The following is a 26,876-nucleotide window of genomic DNA, read 5'->3' as shown; positions in this document are numbered from 1 at the left end:
CTTAGCAAAATCAGCTAATCAACCTATCTAGAAGTTAGATATGCCATCGGATTAACTGCACTACCACCACTAGGTCTGATTTCAAAGTGGAGGTGGGGCCCGGTACTAAAACCAGTGCTACCGATCGTACCAACTACCTGGGACTGACCAACCTGTTGACCTTCCTGGACATAGATTGTATTCAGGTGGGCATAGCGAGTGATCGTACCGTCAGCATGGCGGATTTCAACTAGGTTGCCATAGCCACCACTATTCCAGGCCGCATAGATCACCACACCGCTACTAGCAGCCCAAACTGGCGTACCTGTGGGTGCAGCAATATCGATCCCCTGGTGCATCCGACCCCAACGCCAGCCAAAGCCAGAAGTAAAGATGCCATCAGCAGGCCAGATGTAACCACTGGACAGGCCATAGTCATTGACTTCGGGCAAGTAAGCCGAGGCCATTAATTGGGGTAGCTCCGGTGGTAAACCAGAATTACCAACTTCGGCGATCGCTTCACGGTTAGGATCATATCTGCTGTCCGCCCCATTGTTGGGAGAAAGGCCAGCCGCTGCAATCTTGTAAGCTTCTTGGCGTTGGGCTTCAGCTTCTACTTCTGCTTGACGTACTTGGTCACGCAGGGTATCCACTTCCGATTCCAACCGCTTGATTTCCACAGAGGTCATCCGGGCTTCCGAATCTGGTAATAGCGCTACCGTATCAGTGGGGGCACTTTGCTGGATGCTTTGTTCTAGGGCATCAGCGATCGGATTGGCCACTACAGCAGTCAGAGTTGGCGCAGCAGCTACCTGAACTGGCGGCTCACTGGCAGGCAATGATTGCGGTGCATTCAACTGATTGGCAATGGCAACATTCTGCTCAGTTGCTTCAGTTGCTGGCGCGGGTAATACCGCTGCTACGACTTGTTGGGGTAATTTTACCGCTGGTTCGGCTGCTGGCTGATTCGGGCTTACCGCTGCCTTACCAGGATTAACGCTCTGAATACCCTGTTCGATCGCATTAGCAGCAATCCCAGGCGCAATGGGCGCAGCCGCAATTTGCTGAGGTGCTTTTACGCTTGGCTCGGCGGCGGGCTGAGATACTGTATCAACTGGCTGATTATTAATCTCTAAACCCTGCTCGATCGCCACCGCTGGGCTGTTGGGCGCAACTGTAATTGAGGCTGCGGCAACTTCCAAACTCGGTTCTGGTGCTGGCAATGCCGCCACATCAGGATTATTAAGACCTAATCCAGCCGTAGTTTGCTCTAGCAAATCAACCGAATCTTCATTCTGTAGGAATGGAAAGACCGCGATCGCTACTTGCTCAGCCGGCTTATTATTTGCCAACTTATCTGTCAACTTATTTGTCAACGCATTGGACTCAGCCGCTACCGGCAGCTTGCCACTGGTTGCAGAAACCAAGGGTTGAGACAGGGCTAACTGTTCTTCTTGGAAAGAATCCGTGGGAATATCCTTAGCTAAATCTGGCCCAGCTAACTGCATCATGCCACCCCAAGGATCGATTTGATTGCGATCGCCAGGAGGCACAATTGGGGTTGCAGCGGCTACCTTAACGCCAACTTCGGCGGCCGGCTCGATCTGCTTATCGATCGATGCAACTTTATCAACATTGGCCTCAACATCCACACCATCAGCATTACCTACAATCGATGGGGCAACCGCTGGCGCAATTGGCAAAACCTTTCCAGCTTCTTCGGTATTAGCAACGGTCTTAAGCTGTGGCAAGGGCTTACCATTAGGAATCTTTAGTTCCTGATCTAACTCAAGCCAATGGGCACTTTCCAGTTCATTTAGCTTCAAGATCGACTCTTGAGAGATGCCATAGCGACGAGCAATCATCTCTAGGGTGTCACCATTCTTGACTCGATAAACCGTGTATTTAGGTAGCTTTTTGATCGGTTCAACCGTATTGCTTACCAAAACAGCACTACCTTCGAGTTCCTGTAGGCGTTTTTGCAAACGTTGACGCTCGGCAATCAAACGCTGCTTGGCATCTTCCTCACGAATGTCCAGCAAAGCCGTGACATTACCGGGAATTACTAGCGGTTGATCGACAGAAAGAAATTCTGGACTTTCCAAGGAGGTGAACTTAACAATTTCACCTTCAGGAACTTGGTAAAACTTAGCGATCGCTTCGAGGGTATCACCGGGCTTAACCTTGTGAATAAGACCATTCACAGGCGGTATCACCAACTTGGTACCAGGCTGCAGTTCTGTGGCAGCACTAATTCCGTTGGACACGGCGATCGCGGCAGCATCTACCTGATAAATCTGAGTAAGCTGCCAAAGCGTTTCATCCTCACTAACCTCATGGGTCACCACACCCCGCTGTTGTTGATCCCAGCTACCAGAGGCGATCGCTGCACGTGCTAGCTCATACTTCAGTTCTGAATTTTGACCCAGTACATTCACTAATGTTTTGGGTGATTGGGCAACTGGTGTTGCTTCCAATTCTTTTGAGCTTTGCTGACTAATCAGTGCACTTGTAGTTCCAACCGATAATGCTAGACCCAACAACGCAAGCGATTTACGCACCTTCAAAGAAGACCGCTGTGGGTTCAATCGGCTATGGGGAACTTTGGACAGCAAGTCCTCTTCTGGCGAAGATAGTCGTTTCAAATATGGCCTCCTTAAACTAGCTGCGCTTCAATTATTAATTTATTTAACGCAGTCGAAAATTACTAGGTTGTATGGCTTATGCCTCCGCGTAAGCGACGTGACCGGGAGGAGCCCTAATTGATCAAGTATCGAAAGCTAAGTTACATTGGTTCTTTCCAGTAAACAAGTTCACGGCGAACATTTTATTTTTGTTTTTCATGCATCGAGCCACAAAAAAGATGTAAATGCATATTAAATCTTGATTTGTCAACTGTGGATTGCGGATATAAGCCAACAAAACCTGGGAAGTAAAAGTTTCCGAATTCAGCATAGTGGGCATCCGTTTGCCGAATTTGATTATCAAAGATTAACAGCGATCGCTTTGATTTGAAGCAGAAAACTTAATAATGTTTCTAAAGTGTTAATACTATGTAATCACTTTTACTGGGGTATCAGAATAACCAATCCAAAAATAAAATCAACTAAGCTTCATCTAGCTCAATATAACTGCTTTTTTCTTTAAAATGCTCCTTTTTCTGATTTGTTAGCAAATTTAATATTTTTTTGCCCTGGCTGGGGAACTTTTTTGGCCAGAATGACTCTTTTGCCCCCGATCCTGTGACCAGGATCACTCATACCCCCAATGGACATGTGGTAAGAATAAACGCCTATCTATTCATTGGTTAGCTAATTCCTGTTGTTCGTGTTACCAAACCCTGATTTATGGGGTCTTGCTCGATCGCTAGATTCTAATCACTTAGTCAAATGTCGATCGTGGGTTTAGTTAATTACGGTGCTGCCTAAAGGTTAGATTTCCCAACCCATACTTTTTCGAGCTTTTCAAGCGATGTATAGTGCAAAATCGCTCGAACTATTCACCGCTCACACCTGGGCGATCCTTAGTTCTTGCCCAAGCAGTTTCTTCTAGCATTAAAGCAACCCTAGTTGTCTTTTGGCCTCAAACAAACCCAGAGCCACACATACCGAGAGATTGAGGCTACGCACCTTAGGATGGGCGATCGGGATATAGACTGATTCATGCGCTGCTAATACTGATTTGGGCAAACCACTGCTTTCGCTGCCAAATAGCAACCAATCGTTGGGCTGGTAGTTAAACTCGCTAAAATGCTGGGTGCCGTGGGCAGAAAAACAAATCCAGCGACCGGAAACAGCCGCCAGTGCATCTAGATCCTTGTGGGTGTGCAAATCCACGTAGGGCCAGTAATCCAGGCCAGCTCTTTTCACCGCCCGATCGCTAATATCAAAGTTAATCGGCTCGACTAGATGGAGCGGCGTTTGCGATGCAGCGCAAGTTCGCGCGATATTGCCAGTATTTGGTGGAATTTCGGGATAAACAAGAACTACGTTCAACATCTGGTTATTTTGAGTTTGCATTGTTTGTTTTTGTTTGGGGCAAGCCTGAATGCTGAATACAGCAACTAAGCCTTAAATTGGCTAACAGTTAACTAATTTATTAATTTAAGTAGCAATAAACACAGTTTTCCAGGTTTTAGGGAGCACATCGCACTAATATAGATAAGACTATTTATATAGTTAGCTGGCATCATGAAAGTTAAGGTCGATCGACTGGGGTGACGTTGATCTACTCCCAACCCTTAACTAAGCACTTATCAGTATTTAGAAGTATGCAAGCGACAGAAATTTCAATCATCATAGTTATAAGCGATCGCTATTTAATGATTAAAAGTATTTAGCGATCGGTAATTAGTCGGCTTGACCATATGTATTAATAACTTGACCATATGTATTGATGAGGATTAATCAAGGGTGATTAGTTTGGATCACAGTTTGGACTGGGCAAGCATCATCTGAGTCGGTAGATCTAACAAGCGGCAATGCCAGAAAAAAGTTCAGGTATGAGTGCAAGAAAAAATAGTTTGAAAAATGAATCCTCTTGGCAGCAACGGTTCGGGCAAAGCATCAAGAATGACCTGATTGCTGGGTTGTTGGTGATCATTCCGCTGGCTACCACAATTTGGATGACTTACACCCTGGCCACCTGGGTGATCGATCTGCTGACCAGAATACCCAAGCAACTTAATCCATTTGTTGGTTTTCATCCCATTTTGATTAACTTGATCAATTTATTGATCGGGTTGACCGTGCCGCTGGCTGGCTTTTTGCTGGTGGGGCTGATGGCGCGGAATATCTTTGGCCAATGGTTGCTGAATGTGGGCGAAAAAATCCTCCAATCAATCCCCCTGGCGGGAGCAATCTATAAAACCCTGAAACAAATTCTAGAGACAGTATTAACTGACTCTAACAATGAAAAATTTAGCCGGGTGGTGTTGTTAGAATACCCGCGCAAAGACCTGTGGGCGATCGGCTTTGTGACTGGCTCAATGGGTGGTGAAATTGACAAACGCATGAATAACAAAATGCTGAGCGTGTTTGTACCCACTACGCCGAATCCAACTACTGGTTGGTATGCGCTGGTGCCAGAATCGGATGTGATTAACCTCTCGCTTTCGATCGAAGAAGCGTTTAAGTTGGTAATTTCCGCTGGCATCGTTACGCCTAATCTGGAAATTATTACCCCTAGCGATCATGATCAAGAAGCTCGGCCACTGGTAGATTTGGAAATTCCGGCCAAGGAACCAAATTATACTGGTGAGAAGGTTTAGTTAGTTTTAGTGATTCATACCGTTTTAGTTTTTAGATGAAACATATGTTTAATCGGCAATCCATATGAGCAAGGCTTATGACTCGGCATTTGGATCACCTATTTCCTAATTTGGTATCAGGCTCTTGGTTCAGGACAAGGGTATAGTCACAAATCCGTTGAAGTTGTGAAATCATAACTAGCCACGGATTGTTATGGTTTAGTCAAAAAGCAGGTATTAACCAAATCCCCTGACATTTAGAGCCAATTACCCACCAACAAGAACGAAGACCAGTAAAAAGGATGGGATAGATCTAACGATACTGAGGCGCTATCTTCCAGGTTCACTGCTTCTAGCTTGGGCACACCCATAATTTTGCCGGATGCTACAGTAACTTCCTGATTGAGCAGGGCTAATTGTGCCTGTTGCAAGGCGATCGCCTTGGAGCGAGCCTCACCATAGCGACTATAGAAACTAATCATCAATGGCGCTGTGCCCGCATCACTAACTGACCATAACGAAGCTAATACGCTACCGGCCTTGGAACCCACCGCCGTACCACTGATGCCAAGATTCTGGCCAACGGCAGTTTTACAAGCACTGAGGGTAAGCATGGCCAGACCAGAAAAATCCATCGCCGCGATCTGTTTGACACTGAGCTTTTCATCCCAGAGCAGAATAAACGAATCATCGGGCTTTTCGCTAAGAAAGTCAGCATGGGTAGCCAGGTGCACAATGCCATCTTTATATTTGTCCTGCTCATAATTACGCAGATTGTCGATCGTAAAGTCGTCATCGAGAAACACATCGCCCCTCAGCACCTCAGATGCGATCGTATTGACTTCTGTTTTGGCTGCCGGAAGTGCACTAAACCCAGCCACTGACTGAGAAAGCCCCATGCTGAGCACTTGCAAATTTGAAGATCTAGTTGGTGGCTCCAGATTAGTCAGCGACATGGCTGGCACACTCACGGTGGCATATTTTTCGACTAAGAAGCGATCGCCATCATGAAAAGCTGCTGGTGGCACTACCCGCAATGCCCCGTCCATCACAAATACCAGCGTTTCCACCCCGGCTGCGTCGATCTCCTTTTCGATCGGCCTGACCAACCAATCATAGAGCTGGGGAGCCTGGCGCATATAGTCCACCGAGCTTGGATCTTGAAGATTAACCACAAAATCCCGCACCGTGCTTTCTAAAACTTTTTCATTTGTGCCCCGCACCACTCGGCTGGTTGGTTGATTAGCAGTTTGCGCCTGAGCCAGAGTATCCAGACCGATCGATTTCAGCAACTTGGCTTTAGCCGTCTCGCGGGGCGATCGATTTGGCGGCACGAATAATAGTTCTAAACCATCTTCACTCAGCACTGGATAGATAATGCCAGTGGGGCTGCCAGTTAGTTGAGAAATCCGATCGAGGTCTTGGCCATAGCAATCATTACTAGCTGGGTTAATGGGCGCAAGGCTGCGGCGTAAATATGACTCATGTTCAGCCACCAGACTACTGTCGATTGCAGTGCAGGCTTCGTAGATCTGGTCTTGAATTAAATATTGCCGCGCCAGCAGCAGATAAAGACGGCTAATATTACCGCGAATTTCGGCGATCTCTGGGCTCAGGTCGATCGCCCCAGCGTTAGCGTTACCCCGACTCGATTGACGCAAGGTGGAAATCAAAGTCAGAACCAGACCCACATCAATTACACTGGTGCGCGATCGCTCTTCTTGTTCATACTCATATTCAGTTTCGGAGCGATATTCGTATTCATACTGCTGCGATTGGGCAAGTTGGGTTTGTGGGTCTGTTTTCGGCGCTAATGTGGCCAGGGCAGCGGATTGCCAACCCAGGATCGGCAGCATGAGCAAGGCAAAAACTCTTTTCATATCTAATTTTTGTCAGAATTTGGTTTATCTCTCTGCATAACCACTGCATAAAACATATAAAACATCTTGTCTATGCCTATGCAGCTAATTTATATTGTCGATCGCAATTAGTTTAATTGGTGGGCAACGTTAGCAAATAGAATAATTCTGAATTAAATAATCTATAGCAAATCTATCGCAGCCAAAAAAAAACAAAGAGCAGGCAAAAAGCCCACTCTGGAAAATCAATTGAAAATCTATTTAATTTTCAAGCGACAAGATGTTATTTACTAATTGCTAATACTTACAAATACTTACTAATTGGTAGTAGCTTCCATTTCTGGGTTTGCATCTGCCTCAGTAGTCTGATCGGACTTATCAGTACCAGTTAAGACAACCTCCGATTCGACTTCATGGGGACTACGCAGAGTATTCTCACCATTATCTAGTTTGCAAGCAGACATGGTCTTAACGTGCTCAGCTTCATCATCGCGGATCGCCACAAACACATCATAGAGATTATCTACCTTGGGGCGACGGCTGTTGGCAACCTGGCCAGTTTGGAACTCATCAAACAAATATAAATCACCATCACGGTAATATTTAACTGCGATCGCTGGGGCGGGCTTGCTTTTCAGCTCTGCTTCGTTTTCCTTGAGGTATTCATCATAGGTATGGTAGGCGTGTTCTTCTACCATTTCCATGAAGTGATAAGCAGCCTTAGGATTGACCACATAAATACCAACCACGATCCAGTAGTAGACAAGCGCGGCAGTCTTGGCCAGCAAGCGATCGAAGGGGTTGTTATTGCCGCCTAATTCTTCAGCAATCAACAGGTGATGTAGCTCATTCCAAGACTCTGCAAAATGAACCTTAAGCCAATCAGCCCGCCGCCAAAACCCCAGAGTTTCGTACAGGTGCAATACCGATAGATAGGCAAAATATGGCACCCTGGCTACGGTCTCGAGCACATAAAAACGGGGGATTGGCCGATCGCGGTAAAGAACATTTATCACGAACACCAATATGCTAACCAATGCTTTAATCATGCAGGCCTCCAATGAGGTTTCGTTACAGCGCAATCTTAGCAACTTTGCCCCTGAGCTGACAGGTGGGGTAAACCGCTCAACCTACACTGCTGCATGGCACGTAGCCTTTAATAGAGCATATTCTAGCGTTTATAAAGCAAATCGATAGTTTTTAGCAATCGTTTTGTTTAATCGTTTTGTTTATAAATAATCTAGCTCAGCGCAACTTACGCAACTTAGCCTTCGGTATTAATAAAAGGTAGCAAGGCCATGATCCGAGACCGCTTAACCGCTGTAGTAAGCCTACGCTGCTGTTTGGCGGTTAGGCCAGTAATCCGGCGGGGTAGAATTTTGCCTCTTTCGGTAATGAAGCGGCGCAGCAGATCAACATCCTTGTAGTCGATCGGCTCGGAGGGCTTGAGAGGGGAAAGGCGCTTGCGATAAAAAGCCATATTTCTTGTAATTCTGGTTGCTATATCTAAGTTGGACTGATTTGGGACTGATGGTAGATAACACTTAACTAATCGATCCTAATTGATGATTAGTTTTTGTTAAATAGGTTATGGTTTCAATACATAATCTGGCGATTACGGCTCAACACCTTGATAGCGAATTGGCTAGGAACCGAGAAATTCGGCAGCATTCGGTTCTTCGATCGCTACTTAGCTCCTAAATCAATAGTTAATTACTACTTGATTTCCTTATGCACTGTATGGCTATTGCAGTGAGTGCAGAATTTTTTTAGCTCTAATCGGGCAGTAGTATTGCGCCGATTTTTGGTAGTTGTATAACGCGAAACCCCCGGCGATCGCTTATTGATATTCGATCGACATTCAGTACATTCGAGGGTAATGATGATGCGGACACCTTTTGCCATTTTCTTCTTTAAATCTGTTGAAAAAACCAGTTGAAAACCAGCCAAGTTCGAGCCAAGTCTGGTTATGGGCACGGCCTACTATTATTACACGATCGCTTTACTTTATCAAAGTTTTTTGTTTGCCCAAATGGGTGCAGAACTAGCCAAGTAAGCCTGTTGATCACAATTGCAATTGATGTTTGCCAAATGTTTATCAACCGTTGACAAGACCTGGCCAGCAAAAGTAATCGGCAGATCTGAGGTTCTACCAGTAAATCACCTATTTAAATAATTGTGTGATCGGGAATGATCGCATCCTTGAGCACAATTACAATCCCATTACGGATGCAGAAACCTTGGTCTTCAAAGCTGCCCTCTTGCACATTGTCCTTATTCACAATCTGCACATTGTTACCAATATGGGCATTTTTATCAACGATCGCGCGGCGGATCGTAGTATTGGCACCAATTCCCATTGGTACCCGACCAGCAGCAATATCGGCCTTATACTCATTATCTTTTTGATAAAAGTCGCAACCCATTAGCAAAGCGTCTTCGATCACGCTGCCTTCGTTGATCGTGGTGCGCAGCCCCAACATGGAATGATTAACGGTTACCTTTTCAAGGATGCAGCCTTCACCCAAAATTGAATCTTTGATCTGGCAATCGAAGATGCGGCTGGGTGGTAGGTAGCGCGGCCTGGTATAGATTGGCGATTCGGACTTATAGAGACTAAAGGCGGGATTCGGCTTAGCCAGATTCAAGTTGGCATCATAGAAAGACTCGATCGTACCGATGTCTTCCCAGTAATCATCGAACAAATAGGCCTGCACGTTGTAATTCTCGATCGCAAAGGGGATAATCTCCTTCCCAAAGTCAGTACACTCTTTATTGTTTTTGAGCATCTTGGCCAGCACTTCTTTCTTGAACACATAAATGCCCATTGAAGCAATAAATGGCTTTTCTTTGGCTGCCTCGGCATCTAACCCCAGCGATGTAGTATCCACTTTCATTTTTTCGAGCGCATCGCCCTTGGGTTTTTCCTGGAAGTCAATCACCCGACCAGAGCCATCCACCTTGAGTAGGCCAAAACTAGAGGCCACGTCATAGCCCACCGGCAGCACCGAAAGGGTGATATCAGCATTGGTATCACGGTGGCGATTGATAAAGTCGCTATAGTCCATCCGATATAAATGATCGCCGGAGAGGATCAAATATTCGGTAATATCCCAGGGCTCAAATAGCCACATATATTGACGTACTGCATCAGCGGTGCCCTGAAACCAGCCAGGATTATCGGGGGTTTGTTGCGCCGCCAAAATATCCACAAAGCCAGACGAGAATGAAGAGGGGCGATAGGTTTGATTGATATGTCGATTCAGGGATGTAGAGTTAAATTGAGTTAGAACATAGATTTTGTCTACACCAGAATTGAGGCAATTGCTGACTGGAATATCGATCAGTCGGTATTTACCAGCTAGAGGAACGGCGGGTTTTGCGCGTAGTTTCGTTAGCGGATATAACCTGGTACCCTGCCCGCCACCAAGAATAATAGATAGTACGTTTTTCATAGAAAAATAAACAAAGTCTTGCTTCTTAAAAATCTTATCTGTTTGGATCGTAGACATTTTCCAACCCACAGCCTTAATTGTCGGTTGACTTTGGGATGCTTGGCAAGTTAAATCTTGGCTGCGTTGATTAATCGTGGTTATGGCCGATCGCAGATGGGGGAATAACTCACTTGCTGGTTAACTTTACAATCTTGATTGAGGAGATGCGATCGTACTGCTATTTTTTGTTGGTTGGGCTGATTGCTATCGTTATTTTCATCCTCAGGAAATAAAAAGAATAACAGAGTCATCAACCAAAAGCTCCCCCAGGCATTAGCCCAGAGGAGTTCGGACAGATAATTTCTAGGTAACACTAGGTAACACTAGGTAACAACTTTACTCTGCTAGCCAAAAACTAAATATCAAATATAAATTAAGCATCGGTGCGATCGAGCAATCTGTTTATATTGCATAGAAAGTCGATCGCATTTAAATCGATCCTTCATTCATGGGTTGATGTTTAATGGAGCTAGCCATAACCAGATTAAGAGCAAATTAATAACTTGGTTAAGCCATGGTTATCAGCTAAGCGTCCAGTTACCTTTTTGAGTTGCTATTGGTTGGCTTTTTTGAGCGCCAGCAAAAATTCAAAATTGCTAGTGGTCTTATCGGGCATAGAAGCCGTAACACCCACCCCACGAATGGCATTAACCATTGCTTGAGCTTCGGGGGTGACTTCCTCCGGTGGGATTTGCGCCTGTAACAATGACCAGGCCTGCTCCATGTCTAGATAGAAATAGCCAATATTACTCGACTCCAGGGAGCTAATGATTGTTTTGTAGTTGGCATCTTCGCTCAACGGGGTGGCTGGTTTGGTTGCCATTGTTTCCACCAACGGGCCGATCGCCAGCACCAGCGAATCCTGCTCATACCAGCTATAGCCAAACAGCGTACCAGGCGCACCAGGAGCAGTCCATTCTGTAATTGTGACACCACCATCAGTTTCTCTGCTACTCACCGAGATCCCACCACTGGTTGTAGCTAGCTCTTCTAGTTTAGCGAGGGTAGCTTCGGCGGTAGGGCGATCGCTGGTCTTGAAGATCATGGCCATGCCAGCACCAAAGGTAGCCAGAATGCCTTCACTATTGGCAACTGAACCGATCGCAAACTCGCCATCCATCCAGCCAAAGATATCTTGGTCTAGATCTAGTTGCAGGGCAGATTGCATCTGGGTTCTAATCTGATCCAAACCCTCTTGAATTTCAGGGGTCTTGGCCGCTTCCTTGGTAAACAACTCCCAGCGAGCCTTGAGGTTATTACCAGTGATCAGCGCAAAGGTTTCAGCCGGGAATTGACTGATTACTTCTCCCGGTGCGGTTTCATACTTTGCTTCTAGAGCATTGGGATCGAGCTTGGTAACTGCCTTCAGACGAATGCCTTCTGATTCAATGCCTACGCCCATGCTGATCGATTTGATCTGCTGTAGTTGTTCGAGCGATTGGGGCGGAATATCTTCGGAATCGGGGCTGAGTGCCACAATTTGGGCGATCGAGTCGGAAAAATTAGGGATATAGACCTGAATGACAGGATTATCAATGCCTAGCGTTCCCGCATCGATCGAACTGGCAAACGAATTGCCACCTTTAAAGGTATCGATCGACTGCTCTAGCACCCCAGGCTGGGGCGAAATTACCAGATAGTCACCCAGTAGCACCGTGTTGGTAGGCTCACCGCCATCAGGATCGGGGTAGGTTGAGATCTCGTAATCCTGGTAGGTCTGTTTGGTGGGTTCACCGGATTTTTCTTTGACCTTATTGGCAAAGCTAGATGCACTGGCTTCATCTTTAACCTCGACCACCATCATGATATTCGGCTCGGCTTCAGCAGCTTCAGTTTCCACCTGTGCCAATTGGCCATCAATTACCGGGGCATAGCGCACCTGGCTGATCGCATCATTTGGATCACCAGGCAAACTGGCCTGTGGTGCGGTTGGTGGCAGCAGCGCAATCATCACCTCACCAGCCCAGGGCTTGATGTCGGCATCAAAGTCGAATTCGCTTTCTTCAAAAACTTCGGTTTTCAGTTCAGCGATCGCTTCATCGTATAGCTGCTTAGTCTCCGGGGTTTGGAACTGATCCAACTGCGCCCAGGCACTTTCATCGGTGGAGATCGAAATTGCCATAAAAGCGTTGCTGGGAACCACTTCGGCTGTAGCAACTTCACCACCACCAGAGGTAATGATACCAGGCCCAGACTTGGTAAACAGATAAGCACCAACCCCACCGGCGGCTACAACTGCAGCACCAACTAGCGGTACAACTAGACTTGACTTCTTTTCAGACATAATTTTTAATCAATCTTTGGTATGTAGTTTAAAGCTGACAACACAATCACCACTGGCTTACATCAGGATCAGGCACTTACCGATTGCCTATGATCGCACTCTGTAATTCTCTAAAGTAATTGGCAATCTGGGTTTGGGCTTCGGCTACCGTAAGACCCATCTCTAGCCTGAGCTAGGATATCATACCTATTAAACTTGAGTAATTCTGAGCGGCGATCGACTCTTACCAGTAGCGTTTCTTACATAAACACACATCAGTAACACATATCGATAACACACATCGATAAATTGAGAGTTTGAGCCTACCATCACAGCGATCGAGGATAGCCCGATCGTCTATAGCATAAGCAATCTTGCTTTTTCAGATCAGCTATTTCAGATATCTTAGCGGCTTTACAAATCAGGTTGACCATTCTACTTTCAGGCAATCAGCCCGATCGGAAATGCCAACAATTAATAATTTGCAACTCACTCTCAATTAACTAAATTTGCTCGACTCAAACCGCTTAGACTGCTCAAATTAATTGAACTAACAACACCTAAATTACTAATTATTTGATTCAGGAGGCGACTTACCTGGATGCTAAAACTATGATGGCGATCGGCGCGATCGGCGATCTCAATCTGTTCATGAATAGCTCAATCTAGCTCAGCCGGACTTTGGCAAGGCTCCTGGGCAAACTGTGATATCAAATTAACTTAAGATCCACGGGGCATCTTAGTTTTAAAGAGACAATCCAAATTTGCCTGACCAGGCTCAAGTTTACCCAAAATCAGCCAAAGATTAGCCGATGGTTCTGAATATGCACATTAATGAAATTTTCTTAACCATAGCAAATACTGCTCAAAAAGGTTCTTTGGGGCTTTTTGGGTTTATTTTGGGATAGCCGAGGCATAGTCAATTCTGACTCAATTTAGACAAATTTGAATTTAAGGCAAACGCCAATCGAGCTAAACAAGCTTATTTGCCTTATTTGCATATTGAATAATGGGAATAGTTGCGATGGTCAAAAGTTCCCGAATTAACATTTTTTTACATTCATTTACATCCATTTGTTGGCAACTTGATTTATTGATTTATTGGTTGATTCATTTGTGCTATGGCATCTAGTATCTGGATTCAGGGTCACAGTCGCAGTGGCAAAACTAATCGCGCTTGTCAGGAATTTGCCCGCTGGATCAGGGCGGGTAATTTTGGACTGCCTGAGGCCAATGACTTACCAGTTGGGATTAATAATCCAGATCAGCCAGATGATTTTGAACGATCGATCGATCCTGCGATCGATCCTGCTCCATATGAACAGGGCAATCGATCTTCCAGATCTAGGCTAAACAATCGCATTAACGATCGCCAGCTTGCTTCCCAGTCAGTTTTGACCCTATCGGTAAATGCAAAGCAGCGGCAAAAACTAAACGATCGCCTTACTCAAATTGGTAATGGCCAATACCCAGTCACCGCCGAAACACCATTGAGCTTTTTTCGCAGGGAGGTGGAGTTATATTGGCCACTTTTGATCAACTTATTGGGCAAGGTGAAAAATGTCGGCAAAATTAAAGCCCAATTCCCAATCGTGCTGCGGGTAGAAAATGAGCAGGAGCTAGCCAGTGAATTTTGGGAAGAGGTTCTAGATCAGGGTACGATCGCCATGCCAGGGGTGGGGCGGGAGCGATTGGTGCGGCGAATGTTGGATTTATTTTTGTTGGCTGCCAATAGTGGCAAAAGCCTGGATAGCTTTGCGGGATTGGGCGATCGCGGCATTGAATCCCTAGAAGGCGATCAACCTCCGGCAATGGTATGGCAAGAAATTAGTAAAGCACTTACTGCATGGCGGCATCATTGTTGGCAAAACGGCCTGCTTACCTATGGCATCATCACTGACTTATACCGCTATCATTTGTTGCCCCATGCTGAATATAGAGCTAGGCTGGCTCAGCGGTTTCGCTATGTGATCGCCGATGATGTGGATGAATTTCCAGCGATCGCCTGTGATTTATGTAAATTCTTGCTTGATCATGGTGCTAAGGGAGTATTTACCTTCAATCCCAATGGCTCGGCTAGGTTGGGGTTAGGTGCAGATCCGGCCTATTGGCTAGAGCTGGAGCAGGAAGCAGAAACAATCGAAACCCTGGAGCATTCACAAAGTAGTTCGATTGCCGAGGTTGCCCTTGCGCCGATTCTGGATTTGGTAATCGATCCTAATGTTTACCCAGACATGGGTGGGGATTTTAGTAACTATAGTAACCTGGGCACGGATTTCAGGGATTTTAGGAATTTAAATGACTGCACTATTGCGATCGAAACCACTTCACGGGCAGCACTACTAAGGCAATGCGCCGATATAGTGGCTGAGGCGATCAACACCGCGATCGAAACAGAGCGAGTTAAACCCAATGAGATCGCCATCATCGCACCAGGACTGGATAACATTGCTGAATATGCGCTGCGGGAGATTTTAAGCAAAAAAAATATTCCCTTTATGCCGCTTAATCCCCAAAAGCCGATCGTGAATAATCCCCAGGTGCGATCGTTGCTTACTTTACTCACGCTGGTATATCCCAACCTGGGGCGACTGGTGAACCGCGATCAGGTGGCAGAAATGCTGGTGGTGTTGAGTCAGGTATTTAATCGCAGTTTTGGGGGCGGTGTGAATAACAATACTGAATTAGATAATTTTGGGCAGGAGAATTTAGCTCAAGATCAATTTAGTCAAAACTCACCAGCAGTGGCACTTGCGGCGATCGGTTCTACTGGTCAAGCCGATCGACAGACACAACCTGAATCCGCGCCAACCGCAAGATCGCCGATTACTCGATTGCAGTCAACCCAGACCACGATCGATCCAGTACGGGCTGGGATTTTGGCCGATCATTGTTTTGTGCCCCATCCTGACCAACCCAGGCTGTTGGAAAGCAAGAACTATAGCCAATGGAATCGCCTGGGCAATCAGGTTAGCTACGCCTATGAACAGATTAGAGCTTGGATCGAAGCACAATCAAGCCAGCTTACGCCATTGCTGCTGCTCGATCGGGCGATCCAGAAATTTTTTATTCCTACTAATCCCAGTTACGATCAACTTTCCACCCTGCAAGAGCTGATCGAAACAGCGCAATATTATTGGCAGATTGGCTATCGGCTTAACTGGCCAGAGGCGGAAATTATCACCAGGTTTATTAATCTAATTCGCCAGGGCACAATTACTTCCAATCCCTACACGCCAAACATGCCGGATGATAGCGTAATTTTTGCTAGCATTTACCAATACCGGATGGCCAGGGGCAGCCATAAAATTCAATTCTGGCTCGATCTGGGTTCTTCGCTGTGGCAAACCAGTCGTGCTGCATTTATGTATGGTGCGCCGCTGTTCCGGCATGATTGGGATGGGCAGCCCTGGACAATTCAGCGAGAACAGGAAATCGATCAACGCAGACTCCACGATGCTTTGCAGGATTTACTCCATCGCACCACCGATCGCCTTGTTTTTTGCTATAGCGAGTTGGGTACTAATGGTCAATTACAGGTCGGCTCCCTGAGCGGCTTGATTGATCTGGCCACACCGATCGACCAGTCGGTTTATGCACCACCAGAACTAGAGACCAATGCTCAAAATGATCAATAAGAAAACTAATCACAAGATAGTGATATAGATCGAAGGATTGTCAGCAAATGGTCTTAAGAGAAGTCTGGAGCCTGCGGCCAAGTATCATTAGTTATATGCATAGATTTATCAATAGCAAATAAATAGCTAAGTAATGGGCATCTCTTTAAATTCATTTGTAATCTAATTTAGGTTATAGTTTGGCAGCGATCGCCAGCCCAAAACTATCCGCGTAGAGCAATTAAGGTTTCAGCATGAACGCCCAGTTTTTAAATCACCTCAACCCTGCCCAGAAAAAAGCCGCTAGCCATACCCAGGGTCCTCTGCTGGTAGTGGCTGGAGCCGGATCGGGCAAAACGCGCACCCTCACCTATCGAATTGCCAACCTGTTGCTTAACCACAATGTTGCCCCAGAGAGCATTTTGGCGGTTACCTTCACCAACAAAGCCGCAAGGGAGATGGGCGATCGCATTTCTAATCTGTTGATGCAAGAGTTGGCCTTAGTTGAGTATGGCAAGCCGCTAGATAATCTGGTGGAAGTCGATCGTAAGCGCCTAGCTTCCAAAATCCGGCGTATTAATAGCTATGCCACCGATGGGCTGTGGGTGGGTACTTTCCACAGTATGTGTTGTCGGATCTTGCGGCTGGATATAGATAAATACACCAGTGAGAATGGCCACAAGTGGCAGACCAATTTTTCGATCTTTGATGAGTCCGATGCCCAGTCTTTGGTTAAGGACATTGTGACCAATCGGCTGAATCTGGATGAAAAACGGTTTGAGCCGCGATCGGTGCGGTTTGCAATCAGCAACGCTAAAAATCAAGGCTGGACACCGCAACAATATCAACAAAACGAGTCTGGCTTCAAAGCGCGTCAGATCGCCCTGGTCTATGAAACCTATCAAACTCAACTGGCGGCTAATAATGCCCTGGATTTTGATGATTTGATTTTCTTGCCAGTAAAACTATTCCGCCAGAGCCCAGAAACTTTGGCCTATTGGCACGATCGCTTTAAGCATATTCTGGTGGACGAATATCAAGATACCAACCGCACTCAGTATGAGCTAATTCGGCTGTTGGCAACGGGCAACCTCAGGTCTGGCCAGGATTTTGACTGGCAGGGGCGATCGGTGTTTACGGTGGGTGATGCCGATCAGAGCATCTATCGATTTCGCGGTGCTGATTTTACAATCCTGATGGAATTCCAGGAAACCTTTGGCGATCGCCTGGCTGATGCTAAGACCAAGACCATGATTAAGCTGGAGGAAAACTATCGATCGGTGGCGAATATTCTCAGTGCCGCCAATCAATTGATTGAAAACAACAGCGAGCGGATCGATAAGGTCTTGCGCCCTACCCGCAACGATGGTGATCTGATCCACCTCTATCGGGGGGATACGGAGATCGACGAAGCGGCCTATGTGGTACAGCAGATTCGCGCGATTAAAGCCCAAATCCCCAACGCCAATTGGGGACATTTTGCGATTTTGTATCGTACTAATGCCCAATCACGGGTATTGGAAGGGGAGATGCTGGATATCCCCTACAAGATCGTGGGTGGGTTTCGGTTCTACGATCGCAAAGAGATCAAAGACATCCTGGCCTATTTGCGTTTGCTGTCTAATCCCGCCGATACGATTAGTTTGCTGCGGGTGATTAATACGCCCAAGCGAGGGATCGGCGCATCCACGATCGCAAAGCTCACCGATGCCGCCCGGGAGTTGGGTATCCCACTGTGGGAAATTCTCGGCGATGAAACCTCAGTCAAAACAATTACGGGTAGGGCAGCCAAGAAAGTAATTGGTTTTATGGAGCTAATCAACAAATGGATCGGTCAGGCTCAGGGCATGTCAGCGGCAGAAATTATCCAAGGGATTGTATCTGAGTCGGGCTATGAACAGGAACTACAAGCCCAGGGTAACGACGAGGCCACAGAGCGATTGGCCAACCTGAATGAGCTATATAACGCAGCATTGCAATATGCGGAAGAAAGTGGCGATCCCTCTTTGGATGCATTCCTGGCCAGTGCCGCCCTTGCTTCTAGTTTGGACAATGCCGATGAGGATGCTGAAAAAGTCACCCTGATGACGTTGCATTCCGCCAAGGGGTTAGAATTTCCGGTGGTGTTTTTAGTTGGCCTGGAGCAGGGACTATTTCCCAGCTATCGATCGCTGAATGACCCAATGGCACTGGAAGAAGAACGCCGCTTGATGTATGTGGGTATTACCCGCGCCCAGGAAAAATTGATCCTCACCCATGCCCAGGCCAGGCGGCTCTATGGCAATCGGGAATATGCAATCGCCTCACAGTTCCTGGATGAATTACCCAAGGATTTACTCAGTGGTCAATCGGCGGAGCGCTATGGCAGCAGCGCCTATGCTAGTTCTGGTAGTAGTAGTGAATCGGCGGGGGCGGGTCGCCGCTTGACGATCGCTGACAAACTTAGAAATAAATCTCGGACTAAGGATGTGGTGAAGCCACGCATGGCGATCGCGGATTGGCAGGTGGGCGATCGGTTGATGCATGATGAGTTTGGCGAGGGCAAGGTGACGAATCTGCTGGGATCGGGCGAAAAAATGTATGTGGCGGTTAGTTTTGAGGGGAGGGGCAAAAAAATTCTCGATCCTCGCTTAGCACCAATGCAGAAGTTATAAAAATTCAGGCAAAGCTAAAAATCATGACTCAAAACAATAATTTTATAAATGAGTTCAACATTCACCTCGAGAAATATCTAGATTATTATTGTGGGCTCGGGCATTCCCCAGGATTTGCTGTTTTATTGAAAGGCGAATGGGGTTCCGGCAAAACTTGGTTTGTAAAAAAGTATAAGAAGCACTTTGACAAACGCAACAAAAGAAATAAGCAAAAATGCCTTTACGTTAGTTTGAATGGAATTACATCAGTAGCGCAAATTGAGTACGAATTCTTTCTGCAGCTAAATCCACTTTTTAACTCGAAAGGAGCAAGACTTGCTGGCCAAATTTTTGGAGATATTATAAGGGGTTCTGGGAAAGTTGGGCCTGTAACCCTCAAACTACCTACGCTCAACCAAATCCCGAAGTATCTCTTGGATTTGAATAATCCTATCTTAATATTTGATGACTTGGAGCGCTGCAGCATACCTCTAAAAGATAGATTAGGCTACATCAACTCTTTCGTCGAGCAGCAAGAGCTGAGAGTGATTTTAGTAGCAAACGAAGAAGAACTCTTAATCGACAAAAGCAATGATTTTTCACGAATCAAAGAAAAATTGATAGGCAAAACTTTTGAGGTGAACATAGATATTAATGCTGCACTAAATGCTTTTATACAGAAAAAAGACAATGTAAAGAAATTTTTGTCTGAGAACATCTCTTTAATCGAAGATATATATCTTCAAGCAAACTTCAAAAACTTAAGGTGTTTAAAGCAAGTCATCTCCGACTTTGAATTTATTTTTAATGTACTGCCTAAAGAGGCTAAAAGTAGTCCTGATTTCTTGAAAGATCTCTTCAGTGTATTGATGGCTTTCACAATTGAAATCAATAGAGGAGCCATGACCCCTAAAGATATCCTAAAACTTGAAGATGAGCTTGTAAAAAGTATGCGTAATAACCTCACACAAGAGCAAATATCCAAAGAAAAGAGTAATGAGAATCAGTCAAAGGAAAATAAGCTCGGGAAAATAGCAAGCAAATATTACGCTTTAAATTTACATTCTCCATTCCCTAATTCTGAATGGTGGTATGAGTTTTTCGACAAGGGTAAAATTGATGTACAAATACTAGAGCAGTTATTACCTAACAGCAAATATTTTGCAGATGAGAATAGTTCTGCTTGGCTTAGATTGCTTAATAGTTTCAAGGGAAAAGGTATCTCTGATAATGATTTTGACGACCTATTCGAGGAAGTTAAGTCTGAATATGAGAATAGAGAATTAACAGACCTCGGTGCAATAAAACATGTATTTGGACTTTTCTTAATGTTTTCAGAGTCAGGTATTTATAGCAAAGACAAATCGGAAATTCTGCAAGATGCTAAAGATTATATTGGCTACTTGCGAACTGCAGGTAAATTTGAAGTCTTACCTAGGGACATAGAGTATTACGTTGGAGGATATTTAGGATTTGCATTCAGCGGTAAAGAGTACCAAGAATTCAAAGAATTTGAAGATTATATTAGCAAGATTAATGAGGTCGTCCGAAAAGAAAGAATGCCTTTTAAGGTAAAACAACTCCTTGCAAAGATGGAGAAAGAACCTGCTGAGTTTAGGCACTTAATTTACTTAAACAATAACCAAAGTGAAGATCCCGATGAGAGGGAATATTACAAGACTCCGTTATTTATTTCTAAGTATGTTGCTCCAACAGAATTTGTTTCCTTGTTTTTAAGGATGTCTATTGAAGATCAGCGCTCAGCATTGTTTGCTTTTAAAAAGCGATATGAAGTTTACAACCAAGATTTAATAAGTGAATTACCTTGGCTTAGATCGGTTAAAAACTTGTTGTTACAAGAATCAGAGAATAGAAAAGGTAAATTAAGTGGCTTCTGGCTAAGTGAGTTTTGTAAGCAGTATTTAGAAGAAGCTATATCTAGTTTAGAAGCCTCAAATAATCTAAACTAATTTTCGTGGCAATTGCCAAACCAAACGACACATTTAGCGATCGACATACCTATGTAGTCGTCTTACTATAGATATAGAAATGAGAGAGTAAAGAATAGATATTAATACTAACGCGAGGGAAGCCTTGGACTATTTAGAACCACGCCAACAAAAAAAGCTGCAATCCTCCCTGCGGCAGCTACCAGGGAATATGGATCACCTCCGCACCAAAATGGTGATTACCGAGGCTGATGCCAATCGCGCTCGGCAAGACATCGAGGAAACAAGTCAGCAGATTTTTGCCAAACTAGAGCAAATCCGCGAGCGCCACCGCCAACGCAAGCTGGATTGCCGTCGCATTGCCGATAGTGGCAACAAGATGCAAGAAATTGCCCAAACAATGGCAGCGATCGAACAGAAGCTAAACCAAACCCAAGAGGCGATCGAGGCCAAAGTAGCTAAATCTAGCCCGAAGCGATCGCAGTCTTAAAATTGCCCCTAATACTTCTTACCAGCCTAGAATTAGGTGCTATTAATTATTCAAATTGCCTTTCGCGTTAACACATCGAAGGTTTAGCTGCCAATGCGAGATCAGCTTCTTTCCAAAGCCACTAATTGAAAGGGTTCATTATCTTGATGAGGAGAAATCTGAATAACTACCTTAAAATCAAGTTTATTCAGAAACTTAATGAGTTTCCCTTCTGTAAATAAATGGTATTGACCTTTAATAAGATTATCTGCTTCCTGCTGAGTAATATTTAATAGCTCTGTTACTTGTTGATGGGTGTATCCTCTTTCCCTTAGGAGTTGGCGGATCTGAAAACCAAGCTGGGCACAAACATATAGCTGGTCAGCTTCTTCTAGCTCCATATCTGCAAAAATATTGCCGCTACTTACCTGAAACTCTAGCTCTTTCAATTTCTAAAACTCCAGCGCAACGACAACGAATTAACCACCACCGTCACCGAACTAAACGCCATTGCCAATCCAGCGATCATGGGATTGAGTAAAACCCCCAGGCTGGGATAGAGCAAACCAGCAGCGATCGGGATACCCAAGAGATTATAGGCAAATGCCCAGAACAAATTCTGGCGGATTTTGTTGAAGGTGGCCTTACTCAGGCCGATCGCCTTGACCACATCAGCAATGTCATTGTGCATCAACACAATATCAGCGGTTTCCATTGCCACATCAGTGCCAGAACTAAGCGCAATGCCAACTTCCGCCTTGGCCAACGCTGGCGCATCATTCACCCCATCGCCCACCATTGCCACTTGCAAACCTTGCGCTTGCAGCTTTTCGATCGTGGCTGCCTTACCATCGGGCTTCACGTCTGCAATGATCTGCTGAGCCGGAATGCCCACCCGATCGGCAATTACCTGCGCCGTAGCATAGCGATCGCCCGTTAGCATCCACACTTGCAAGCCCATTTTTTGCAAAGCCGCCACCGCATCGGCTGCATTACCGCGCAAAGGATCAGTGATTGTAATTAGCCCCACAAATCGCGCCGCGATCGCCACATACACCACCGTTTTACCACTGCTGGCCAACTCGGTTGCTTGAGACAGGTACGCCGGATCGATCGTAATATTATTTTGCTCCAGCCATGCCTGAGTACCCACCAGAACCGTTTGATCGGCATCGGGATTATTTAGATCACCCACGATCGCCCTCACTCCCATGCCCGTCTCGCTGATGCATTCTTTAGTGCTTATAAGTGCCAACTTGCGATCGGCTGCTGCCCTGACGATCGCCTCCCCCAGATTATGATTAGCTTGTTTTTCGGCACTGGCCGCCCATTTTAATAACTCATTTGCCGCAATAAGTGATTCTGGCCGATCACTTGCATTTACCGCCTGCTCAGAGCTAGATGCAACAACAGCCGACTGATCAGACTGACTGAGACTAAAAATTTGCTTAAAGGCATGATCCACTGCCACCAGATCGCTGACCTGTGCCGACCCCAGCGTTAGTGTGCCAGTTTTATCAAACACGATCGCATCAAGGCTATGTACCTGCTGAAGCCGATCGCCACCCTTGATCAAAATCCCCCGTTCTGCGCCCATCCCAGTACCCACCAGGATCGCCGTTGGTGTGGCCAACCCCAAGGCACAGGGACAGGCAATTACTAGCACCGTAATCGCTAGCTTGATCGCAAAAATCAATTCCACCCCGCCCAGCAACAGCCAACCCAGCAAAGTCAACGCCGCGATCGCCATAATTCCATAGGTAAAATAGCCGGAAATGCGATCGGCCAGGGTTTGGATTGGCGCTTTTTGAGCCTGGGCTTGCTCTACTAAGGCCACAATTCGGGCAAAGGTGGACTGCTCGATCGCCTGTTCTACTTCGATCGTCAATGCCCCAGTCAGGTTGAGCGTTGCCCCGGTCACTCTGGCCGCTGTTTGTTTATCTACGGGCACAGATTCCCCGGTCAGCATTGATTCATCCACCCTAGAGCTGCCGGCCACCACCCTGGCATCGGTGGGGATTTTCTCGCCTGGTAAAACCAATAAGCGATCGCCGATCTGGACTTCAGTAACGGGCACTTGTAATTGCTCCGCACCAACCAAGAGCCGTGCCGAATAGGGCTGAAGATTTATGAGCTGCTGCAGTGCTGCGCTGGCTTTGCCCCTGGCTCTGGCTTCCAGCGATCGGCCTAGCAAAATAAACCCCAACAGCATCACCGGTTCTTCAAAAAAACAGCGCCACCCCAGTTGGGGCCAAAATAGCGCTACGACGCTGGCAATATAGGCAGAAATCGCCCCGATCGAGATCAAAGAGTTCATATTGGGAATGCGATACCACAACCCCTTGAACCCATCACGCAAAATTGCCCGCCCAGGAATTAACAAGGCAGCAGTCGCAAATACCCAATGGGCATACATATTACTGATCAAGGGCAGCTCAATCACTCCCATTGGCCCCAAATGCCCCAGCACCGCCAGAAAAATTAAAACCACAGCGATCGCAATATCCCCCCCCGGTGGCGCTTGCCAGCTTAGCCCCAGCAACTCAACTTTGCCCTTGAGGTTTTCACGACTGGATTCAGAATCAGTTTGCAATGGCGATCGTTGATATTCTTTTGCCTCAAAGCCAGCCTTGCTAACAGTCTCGATTGCACTGTTAATTAATTCCTGGCGATCGGACTCTGGCTCAACTGCGATCGTTGCCCGTTCGGTCACTAAATTAACCGTAGCTGCCCTGACCCCATCACATGCCAATAGCCGCTTTTCCACGGCGGCCACACATCCAGCACACTTCATGCCTGAAACCTGGAGCGAGATCGTAGCGACTTCTGTGCTTGGCGTATTTGGAATATTCGGCGTATTTGGGGTTGTTGCTGTCATTACGGTATCTAATTTCGCTAATGTTTGAACTTAATTAAGCCCAACTAAGATTATAAGCTGTGAAAACTGCTAGCGCTGGAAAGCTTAGCTCAAATCTGATTAAGCATAATAAGCATAATTAGATACGCTAAGTAAAAATCGCTGCAACCATTGCCATAAGAACATTGCGATCGTAGTCATTCTATGGAATTTACTCCTAGAGAAACATCCGTATGGCGTAATTGCACCCAAGCGATCGTAATTCCGACCAAACAGGTCTTTAAATGGCACCAGATTAAAATGCTGGAAAGGCTCTAAATAGTCTCCACAGAAACCATGCTAGTGGTCTTACTATCTATTGTTATTTGTGATCTTGTTATTTGTGATCTTAGTCACTGAAAGAAGTTAATAAACCTCACTAATCTTAGTTATGTAAATCGATCGCTTTTTTGCCGCTAAAAACTAAGGGGCAGATTCATTATTGCTCTAGGTGGCCTAGGTGGCTGCTCAGCTTTTAAATCACTCTACGTGTGATTAGTAATTAGATTCAATAGATTTAATTATTTTTGATGCTTTCCATAGTCGCGCAGATTTAAATCGTTAACTATGGCTGTTAGTTACATTGGCAACTATTAAGACTAGGCGATCGTTAATTTAATTTGATGGTAGTCATGCAGTAGTAAGGATAATTAGCAATCGATTTAAAATTCGGAGCTTAGCTTGTTTGGGTTATAGATATTCAACTATCTCCCAAATCCTTACTTGTTCAGCACTACCAATTTGATTTACTTAACCATTAACAAACCTCAGCAATAAAAACCAGTAATAAAACTACGATCCAACTGCCACCACACCTAAACAAATATGCCAATGTATCTATGTTGCAATTCCAGTCTTAGTAAATTTAATAAATAAAGTCTCAAATTGCATTTTTTTGTTTAGTTCTGGTAGCTAGCAGCCTGGCAATTAGTACGAAAAGCTTATATTAATCAATATCACTCGAAGCTAAGATAAAATGATTGTATTGTGCATTAAACTTGTTGGAAGCTGGCATGGCATGGTTTGGTGCAGACACGATCCAGCTAGCCAATTAACTAAGTTGCTAATCCATCTAGCTAGATTAAGCAATATAGCTCATAGATTATTTACGGATCATTTGTTTAGCTGAAGAGATAAGTATTTATCTAAAGAAGTTTTGGGGTTACTGTTATTTCTCTGTTCTAGCTGGTGCCCACGAATATAGCTTTAGCCCATGCTATTGATTTTGGACTAATTGTGATGCAAAACGCCAGCTTAAATATTCAAGAGGTCGTCAAACATAAACAGATAGGTGGTATTAAGCAAAGCCTATTCACGTTTTAATTGTGTAATTAATTGTGTAATTAATTGTGTAAATTGTTTTTTGTATTGATCATCCTGCGATCGCCGTTGAACCAAAAGCCAACTCCTTCTAACTATTTGACTCATGCCCGTTATCGATAGTCAATTTTCAATTCATTTTTGGGGTGTAAGAGGTAGCATTGCTACTCCTGGGATTAACACCGTGCGCTACGGCGGTAATACTCCCTGTGTGGAAATGCGCTGTCATGGAAAACGGATTATTTTTGATGGTGGTACTGGTTTGCGGGTGTTGGGGCAACACATAGTCAAAGAAATGCCAGCCAGTGCGGATATTTTCTTTACCCATAGCCATTGGGATCATATTCAAGGATTTCCCTTCTTTACGCCTGCTTTCATTAAGGGCAATAGCTTTACTATTCACGGCAAAGATGCACCCAATGGAGCCACAATCCAGGAACGGCTGGAAGATCAAATGCTCCATCCCAATTTCCCAGTACCATTGCGGGTGATGGCTTCAGCCTTGAATTTTAGTGCTGTAGAAATTGGTAAAAATATCGAATTGGGCAATGGCGTTACGGTTGAACCGGGGATACTGAATCATCCTGGTGAGGCAACTGGCTATCGGGTGAGCTGGGGTGATGAAGTGGCAGTTTATGCGACGGATACTGAGCATTTTGCCGATCGCCTTGATCTAGATTTGGTGCATTTGGCTCGTGATGCTGATGTTTTAATTATTGACGCGGCCTATACCGATGAGGAATATTGGTCTAAGACTTCATCCAAAGTGGGTTGGGGGCATTCCACCTGGCAAGAGGCGATCAAGGTGGCAGAGGCAGCAAATGTTAAAACTCTGGTAATTTTTCACCATGATCCTTCCCACAGTGATGAATTTTTGGATGTGGTGGCAGATAAGGCCAAATCAAAATTTCCTGGCGCATTGGTTGCTAAAGAGGGCATGAGTTTATATATCCCTTCGCGGGGACAGAAAGAAGATCGCTTGGTTTTAGCTGAACATCCTGCTTAAGCCACCTTAGGCCAACTTAAGTCAAGCGGTTAACTAACTAATAACTAACTCTAACTTTGTTACCTCATTACCTCACCTCAATAGAGCAATAAAATCAATAGAGCAATAGAACTAATGTAATTAGTTTGCTAAGGATCTGGCAT

At 45.4% G+C, this 26,876-nt stretch carries 17 protein-coding genes; 6 read left to right on the top strand and 11 right to left on the bottom strand.

Features of this window, described 5'->3' with window-relative positions; all coding sequences use genetic code 11:
- Positions 1–23 precede the first annotated feature (23 nt).
- Both PSE7367_RS20725 and PSE7367_RS17145 read right to left on the bottom strand, forming a co-directional pair.
- Positions 24–2,624, bottom strand: coding sequence for a peptidoglycan DD-metalloendopeptidase family protein (locus PSE7367_RS20725; protein WP_015166609.1), 2,601 nt, complete (start codon positions 2,622–2,624; stop codon positions 24–26).
- A gap of 909 nt (positions 2,625–3,533) precedes the next feature.
- On the bottom strand, positions 3,534–3,977 hold the full coding sequence (locus PSE7367_RS17145; RefSeq protein WP_041700019.1) for a tRNA (cytidine(34)-2'-O)-methyltransferase: 444 nt from the start codon (positions 3,975–3,977) through the stop codon (positions 3,534–3,536).
- Between the two features lie 503 nt (positions 3,978–4,480).
- On the opposite strand from PSE7367_RS17145, the gene PSE7367_RS17140 reads away from it, so the two are divergent.
- A complete protein-coding gene (locus PSE7367_RS17140; RefSeq protein ID WP_051038021.1) occupies positions 4,481–5,248 on the top strand; it encodes a DUF502 domain-containing protein in 768 nt (255 codons plus the stop codon).
- A gap of 236 nt (positions 5,249–5,484) precedes the next feature.
- Here the strand turns inward: PSE7367_RS17140 and PSE7367_RS17135 are convergent, their stop codons facing one another.
- The 7 genes from PSE7367_RS17135 to PSE7367_RS17110 form a co-directional block, all read right to left on the bottom strand.
- Complete coding sequence (locus PSE7367_RS17135; RefSeq protein WP_041698585.1) at positions 5,485–7,107, bottom strand: CHAT domain-containing protein; 1,623 nt, start codon at positions 7,105–7,107, stop codon at positions 5,485–5,487.
- Positions 7,108–7,403: 296 nt separating this feature from the next.
- Positions 7,404–8,135 carry an alternative oxidase gene (locus tag PSE7367_RS17130; protein ID WP_015166604.1) on the bottom strand — a complete coding sequence of 244 codons (732 nt, stop codon included), beginning with the start codon at positions 8,133–8,135 and terminating at the stop codon, positions 7,404–7,406.
- Between the two features lie 215 nt (positions 8,136–8,350).
- Entirely contained in the window at positions 8,351–8,566 is a 216-nt protein-coding gene (gene rpsR, locus PSE7367_RS17125; protein ID WP_015166603.1) for a 30S ribosomal protein S18, read from the bottom strand.
- A gap of 236 nt (positions 8,567–8,802) precedes the next feature.
- Complete coding sequence (gene rpmG / locus PSE7367_RS21290; RefSeq protein ID WP_015166602.1) at positions 8,803–8,991, bottom strand: 50S ribosomal protein L33; 189 nt, start codon at positions 8,989–8,991, stop codon at positions 8,803–8,805.
- A gap of 263 nt (positions 8,992–9,254) precedes the next feature.
- Positions 9,255–10,541: a glucose-1-phosphate adenylyltransferase gene (locus PSE7367_RS17120; protein WP_041700013.1), complete on the bottom strand. Its 1,287-nt coding sequence runs from the start codon at positions 10,539–10,541 to the stop codon at positions 9,255–9,257.
- 137 nt (positions 10,542–10,678) lie between these two features.
- A complete protein-coding gene (locus PSE7367_RS17115; protein WP_156800424.1) occupies positions 10,679–10,831 on the bottom strand; it encodes a hypothetical protein in 153 nt (50 codons plus the stop codon).
- Between the two features lie 302 nt (positions 10,832–11,133).
- Entirely contained in the window at positions 11,134–12,864 is a 1,731-nt protein-coding gene (locus tag PSE7367_RS17110) for a DUF3352 domain-containing protein (protein WP_015166600.1), read from the bottom strand.
- Between the two features lie 1,100 nt (positions 12,865–13,964).
- Here PSE7367_RS17110 and PSE7367_RS20720 point away from each other — a divergent pair.
- The 4 genes from PSE7367_RS20720 (at position 13,965) to PSE7367_RS17090 (ending at position 21,532) form a co-directional block, all read left to right on the top strand.
- Complete coding sequence (locus PSE7367_RS20720) at positions 13,965–16,481, top strand: hypothetical protein (RefSeq protein ID WP_015166599.1); 2,517 nt, start codon at positions 13,965–13,967, stop codon at positions 16,479–16,481.
- Positions 16,482–16,714: 233 nt separating this feature from the next.
- Positions 16,715–19,114: a DNA helicase PcrA gene (gene pcrA, locus PSE7367_RS17100; RefSeq protein WP_015166598.1), complete on the top strand. Its 2,400-nt coding sequence runs from the start codon at positions 16,715–16,717 to the stop codon at positions 19,112–19,114.
- 23 nt (positions 19,115–19,137) lie between these two features.
- Positions 19,138–21,063, top strand: a complete 1,926-nt coding sequence (locus tag PSE7367_RS17095) for a P-loop NTPase fold protein (protein ID WP_015166597.1) — start codon at positions 19,138–19,140, stop codon at positions 21,061–21,063.
- A 124-nt stretch (positions 21,064–21,187) separates the two neighbouring features.
- A complete protein-coding gene (locus PSE7367_RS17090) occupies positions 21,188–21,532 on the top strand; it encodes a hypothetical protein (RefSeq protein ID WP_015166596.1) in 345 nt (114 codons plus the stop codon).
- 101 nt (positions 21,533–21,633) lie between these two features.
- On the opposite strand, the gene PSE7367_RS17085 is transcribed toward PSE7367_RS17090, so the two are convergent.
- Together PSE7367_RS17085 and PSE7367_RS17080 are read right to left on the bottom strand one after the other, a co-directional pair.
- Positions 21,634–21,960 (bottom strand): helix-turn-helix domain-containing protein, encoded by a 327-nt coding sequence (locus tag PSE7367_RS17085; protein WP_015166595.1) that lies wholly within the window; start codon positions 21,958–21,960, stop codon positions 21,634–21,636.
- Positions 21,957–24,389: a heavy metal translocating P-type ATPase gene (locus PSE7367_RS17080; RefSeq protein ID WP_015166594.1), complete on the bottom strand. Its 2,433-nt coding sequence runs from the start codon at positions 24,387–24,389 to the stop codon at positions 21,957–21,959. Before PSE7367_RS17080 ends, PSE7367_RS17085 begins: the two co-directional genes overlap by 4 nt.
- A gap of 1,444 nt (positions 24,390–25,833) precedes the next feature.
- Here PSE7367_RS17080 and PSE7367_RS17075 point away from each other — a divergent pair.
- The gene (locus PSE7367_RS17075; protein WP_015166593.1) at positions 25,834–26,733 is read left to right on the top strand and encodes an MBL fold metallo-hydrolase; all 900 of its coding nucleotides are present in this window, start codon (positions 25,834–25,836) and stop codon (positions 26,731–26,733) included.
- The last annotated feature ends 143 nt before the right edge of the window (positions 26,734–26,876 follow it).

This window comes from Pseudanabaena sp. PCC 7367, from assembly GCF_000317065.1.
GTDB lineage: Bacteria > Cyanobacteriota > Cyanobacteriia > Pseudanabaenales > Pseudanabaenaceae > Thalassoporum > Thalassoporum mexicanum.
Note: the sequence above shows the minus strand (reverse complement) of the source record. Positions and strands in the feature narration are given on the sequence as shown.

Excerpts from the sequence above, each read along its gene's own strand:
- PSE7367_RS17120 (WP_041700013.1), bottom strand. The coding sequence starts at position 10,541 with ATGAAAAACGTACTATCTATTATTCTTGGTGGCGGGCAGGGTACCAGG.
- PSE7367_RS17110 (WP_015166600.1), bottom strand. The coding sequence starts at position 12,864 with ATGTCTGAAAAGAAGTCAAGTCTAGTTGTACCGCTAGTTGGTGCTGCA.
- PSE7367_RS17080 (WP_015166594.1), bottom strand. The coding sequence starts at position 24,389 with ATGACAGCAACAACCCCAAATACGCCGAATATTCCAAATACGCCAAGC.
- PSE7367_RS17075 (WP_015166593.1), top strand. The coding sequence starts at position 25,834 with ATGCCCGTTATCGATAGTCAATTTTCAATTCATTTTTGGGGTGTAAGA.
- rpsR (WP_015166603.1), bottom strand. The coding sequence starts at position 8,566 with ATGGCTTTTTATCGCAAGCGCCTTTCCCCTCTCAAGCCCTCCGAGCCG.
- PSE7367_RS17115 (WP_156800424.1), bottom strand. The coding sequence starts at position 10,831 with ATGACTCTGTTATTCTTTTTATTTCCTGAGGATGAAAATAACGATAGC.
- PSE7367_RS17140 (WP_051038021.1), top strand. The coding sequence starts at position 4,481 with ATGAGTGCAAGAAAAAATAGTTTGAAAAATGAATCCTCTTGGCAGCAA.
- PSE7367_RS17130 (WP_015166604.1), bottom strand. The coding sequence starts at position 8,135 with ATGATTAAAGCATTGGTTAGCATATTGGTGTTCGTGATAAATGTTCTT.
- pcrA (WP_015166598.1), top strand. The coding sequence starts at position 16,715 with ATGAACGCCCAGTTTTTAAATCACCTCAACCCTGCCCAGAAAAAAGCC.
- PSE7367_RS17135 (WP_041698585.1), bottom strand. The coding sequence starts at position 7,107 with ATGAAAAGAGTTTTTGCCTTGCTCATGCTGCCGATCCTGGGTTGGCAA.
- PSE7367_RS20720 (WP_015166599.1), top strand. The coding sequence starts at position 13,965 with ATGGCATCTAGTATCTGGATTCAGGGTCACAGTCGCAGTGGCAAAACT.
- PSE7367_RS17095 (WP_015166597.1), top strand. The coding sequence starts at position 19,138 with ATGACTCAAAACAATAATTTTATAAATGAGTTCAACATTCACCTCGAG.
- PSE7367_RS17145 (WP_041700019.1), bottom strand. The coding sequence starts at position 3,977 with ATGTTGAACGTAGTTCTTGTTTATCCCGAAATTCCACCAAATACTGGC.
- rpmG (WP_015166602.1), bottom strand. The coding sequence starts at position 8,991 with ATGGCAAAAGGTGTCCGCATCATCATTACCCTCGAATGTACTGAATGT.